Annotated in this window: 4 protein-coding genes and 1 pseudogene; all 5 read left to right on the top strand. The window is 58.1% G+C overall.

Features of this window, described 5'->3' with window-relative positions:
- Window positions 1-111, top strand: a pseudogene (gene ghrA, locus PFH44_RS26565) (glyoxylate/hydroxypyruvate reductase GhrA); the annotation flags it as partial.
- Between the two features lie 85 nt (window positions 112-196).
- Window positions 197-934, top strand: coding sequence for a phosphatase (locus tag PFH44_RS26570; protein WP_283826691.1), 738 nt, complete (start codon window positions 197-199; stop codon window positions 932-934).
- Between the two features lie 22 nt (window positions 935-956).
- A complete protein-coding gene (locus PFH44_RS26575; RefSeq protein WP_283826692.1) occupies window positions 957-1,511 on the top strand; it encodes a TorD/DmsD family molecular chaperone in 555 nt (184 codons plus the stop codon).
- Between the two features lie 102 nt (window positions 1,512-1,613).
- Window positions 1,614-2,105 carry a DUF1097 domain-containing protein gene (locus PFH44_RS26580; protein ID WP_152643953.1) on the top strand — a complete coding sequence of 164 codons (492 nt, stop codon included), beginning with the start codon at window positions 1,614-1,616 and terminating at the stop codon, window positions 2,103-2,105.
- 394 nt (window positions 2,106-2,499) lie between these two features.
- A partial coding sequence (locus tag PFH44_RS26585; protein ID WP_283826693.1) for a macro domain-containing protein occupies window positions 2,500-2,683 on the top strand: 184 nt, incomplete at its 3' end.

Here is a 2,683-nt window from a genome sequence, read left to right on the forward strand (position 1 = left end):
GCCGCGGTGACGCGGCCGCAGGAAGCGATTGCCTATATCGCCGGTACGATTAGCCAGCTCGAACGAGGGGAAACGGTCAGCGGGCAGGTCGATCGCCAGCGCGGTTATTAAAAAGAGAACCCCGCCGCGGCGGGGTTTTGCTAATCATACGTCCTGATTCCTGCTATTCTTGCCACAAACAGAGAAGGAGATTGTGATGTATCCTGTTGACCTGCACATGCATACCGTCGCCAGTACCCACGCCTACAGCACCCTGCACGATTATATTGCCGAAGCAAAGCGCAAGGGGATCAAACTCTTTGCGATCACCGACCATGGCCCGGATATGGCCGATGCGCCGCACTACTGGCACTTCGTCAATATGCGCATCTGGCCGCGGCTGGTGGACGGCGTTGGCATTTTGCGCGGTATTGAAGCCAACATTAAAAATATTCACGGTGAAATTGACTGCTCCGGTCCGATGCTCGCCTCCCTGGACCTGTTCATTGCGGGCTTCCATGAGCCGGTCTTTCCGCCGCAGGACAAAGCAACCCATACCGAGGCGATGATCGCCGCGATGGCGAGCGGCGCGGTGCATATTATCAGTCACCCAGGCAACCCTAAATTCCCGGTCGATATCCCGGCCATCGCCGAAGCGGCGGCAAAATACCAGGTGGCGTTGGAGATCAACAACTCCTCATTTATCTCCTCACGCGTAGGCAGCGAAGATAACTGCCGGGCCATCGCCGCCGCGGTGCGCGATGCCGGAGGCTGGGTGGCCCTCGGCTCTGATTCGCATACTGCCTTTACGCTGGGCGAATTCAGGGAGTGTCGCAAGATCCTCGATGAGGTGAATTTCCCCGAGGAGAGGATCCTTAACGTTTCTCCGCGCCGGCTGCTGAACTTCCTTGAATCTCGCGGGATGCCGGCGATCGCTGAGTTTGCCGATCTTTAATTTGTCTAACTGGAATAAATGAATGAACGAGTTTTCAATCCTCTGCCGCGTGCTGGGCTCTCTGTACTATCGTCAGCCACAGGACCCGCTGCTGGTGCCGCTGTTTACCCTTATTCGTGAAGGCAAGCTGGCGGCAAGCTGGCCGCTGGAGCAGGATGAGCAGTTGGAGCGCCTGCAAAAAAGCTGCGACGTGCAGCCGCTGGCCGCCGATTACAACGTGCTGTTTGTCGGCGAAGAGTGCAGCGTCCCGCCGTACCGTAGCGCCTGGGTTGAGGGCGCTACGGAGGCCGAAGTTCGCGGCTTTCTGAGCGAGCACGGGATCCCAACCGGAGAGGGGCGGGCCGACCATATTGGTTCCCTGCTGCTGGCCGCTTCGTGGCTTGAGGATCATGCGACGGAAGATGAAAGCGAGACTCTGGAAACGCTGTTTGCCGACTATATTCTGCCGTGGTGCGGGATCTTCCTCGGCAAGGTCGAGGCCCATGCGGTAACGCCTTTCTGGCGGACAATGGCGCCGCTGACGCGCGAGGCGCTCTCCGCCATGTGGGATGAGCTGCAGGAAGAGAACGAAGAGTAAGTGTGATTCATATCACGTTTAAAATGCAACAAAGAGAGTGCTATTTCAGATAGTGTGCTCAGGATCGCATTTGAAGGGTGCGTATCTGCTATGATACGCGCCATGAACATACTTCTCGCAATTGCAATAACGACGGGCATTCTCTCCGGGATCTGGGGATGGGTGGCGGTCGCGCTCGGGCTGCTGAGCTGGGCTGGCTTTCTCGGCTGCACGGCCTATTTTGCCTGTCCGCAGGGCGGCCTGAAGGGGCTGCTGATCTCTACATGTACGGTGATGAGTGGCGTGATATGGGCCCAGGCGATCGTCTACGGCAGCGCGCTGGCGCCGCATCTGGAAATCCTCGGCTATATGATAACCGGCATCGTGGCGTTTCTGATGTGCATTCAGGCGCGTCAGGTGCTGCTCTCCTTCGTGCCCGGAACCTTTATCGGCGCCTGCGCAACCTTTGCCGGCGGCGGCGACTGGCGTCTGATTGTGCCTTCTCTGGCGCTGGGGCTGGTTTTTGGCTATGCGATGAAAAACAGCGGGCTCTGGCTGGCGGCGCGGGCGGAAAAGGGTAAATCGTTGGCCCACGAAACCCCTGACGAAGCCTGAGCGGCGCTATCCCACCTAAAACAGGACCTCAGGTCCTGTTTTGCTTTTCTGTCAATCACCTTTTCCTGCTTGCGCAGCGCGCCTTTGCGCCACGGTGGGCGTAACGCTCCCCCGGACTGTACTCTCGAAGCCATTTTATTCGATGGCTAATCATATTGTTACGCCCGGGCCCTGGCGAAAAATTAAACGGAATGCCGGTCGGCAGCCCGCAAAAGGGAGCCTGCGCGAGGAAAACAGCAGGCCAGTGCAATTAAAGTATATTAATCCGCAACATACCCTTGCTATTCTGGCAACCGGATATCGCGCATTGCCGGGCCTCGGGCTTTCGTCCTCGGGGCCGTCATGCGATATTACCGCTAAGCTTTACTTAAGACGTTTGCCGACAGGAGGCGAAATGGCTGTTAAACCTGAGGTTATTCTCGGAGACATCACGACGCTGGCAGTCGATGTTATCGTCAACGCTGCTAACCCTTCGCTGCTCGGCGGCGGCGGGGTCGATGGCGCTATTCATCGGGCCGCCGGCCCGGAGCTGCTGGCCGCGTGCAAAATAGTGCGTCAGCAGCAGGGCGAGTGCGCTC

It is taken from the genome of Klebsiella sp. Ech2A (assembly GCF_030078455.1).
Classification (GTDB): domain Bacteria; phylum Pseudomonadota; class Gammaproteobacteria; order Enterobacterales; family Enterobacteriaceae; genus Klebsiella; species Klebsiella terrigena.